At 35.3% G+C, this 1,251-nt stretch carries 1 protein-coding gene; it reads right to left on the bottom strand.

The window, feature by feature from the left end; all coding sequences use genetic code 11:
• Nucleotides 1-795: hypothetical protein (locus AB5935_RS26775; RefSeq protein ID WP_368327953.1), on the bottom strand; the 795-nt coding region annotated here is incomplete at its 3' end.
• Nucleotides 796-1,251 lie beyond the last annotated feature (456 nt).

Genomic DNA, 1,251 nt, shown 5'->3' with positions numbered 1-1,251 from the left:
GGCATATTGCGAATCCTTTACTATACCACGTTTCAGTTTCTCATGACAGACTTTGGCATTCAGAAGCAGACGGCGGCCTGTCCTCATGGACATATAGGTAATAGTTTCATCAGCCTTGATTTTACCATTTGATGCTTCCTTATAAATGCTGTCACAAATATTGGCCGTCATATCAGTAATATCCGCCATACCCAAAGCTGAGCACTCGTCAATGGAAGCAAGAAAGCTTCGGAAGAAGAAGTCTTCCATACGGATAAATCGAAGAAGCGCATCTTCTGAGTGTACCCCATGTAATTTATATGAAAGCAGAAACTCTGAGTAATCGGCAAGTAAGTCTCTAATATTCCCGGTATATACAGGAATGCTATCCAATGAGGAAAAGAATACTGTTGCATGTCGCTTTAATGAGTCAAGTTCCTTATCCTGACCATAGATAGAAGTATGAAGTTTGACATATGCCACATCGCTTAGAGTAAAGTTGTCCGCAAGCTCCATCAACCTCGTGCGAATGGAATCCGTTATACTGTCAAACCTCATGGTCAGACCGGCATGAGCCGTAAACGAAGGGTCTTTCTGAATAAATTTGTAGACTGTGTCTGAGCATTCATACCACAGATTGATAAATGAGGCAAGTTGCTCGGCATTGCACGTTTCCTGTGATCTGACAGTCTTATAAAGATTATCGTATTCATTCAGAGCTTCATCAGAGGACTCAAAATCATATTTCTCATGATTGTTGCATGAGTAAAACAAGAGTACAGAGCATAAAAAAATCAAGTGAAAGATTAAACTCATTTGAGTATTTTTTCTTTCACTTGATTTACTTTCTTTCACTTGTTTTCCTGAACCTGCGTCAGACATACCAATCAAACCGCTACTACAGTGATTCTTACCGATTAAATTTCTATATATCATTGGCATAATTTTGTTTGTTATGTGGCAAATGTATAGATAAAATTCCACATTGTCAGTATAAAATATTCAGTTTATACTAATTTATATTTCATACTCATAATAGTATGATTTATAATACATATCTATTGATAATAAGAAGTTGTTAAAAAAGAAGTCGATTATAAAATCTGTCATATCAGTATGATTACCAATATGAATATAATTTATACCTTTGCATCAGAGTCGTGTTCATTATACTCTTGGAGAATTATCATACTATATATTTTTCAAGACAAGATAAGACATCTATTTGATTATCAGTCAAAACCTTTATAATATGGCAAAGATAGGTTACAT

It is taken from the genome of Phocaeicola sp. RTP21198st1_B8_RTP21198_201120 (assembly GCF_040929485.1).
Lineage (GTDB): Bacteria > Bacteroidota > Bacteroidia > Bacteroidales > Bacteroidaceae > Phocaeicola > Phocaeicola dorei.
Note: the sequence above shows the minus strand (reverse complement) of the source record. Positions and strands in the feature narration are given on the sequence as shown.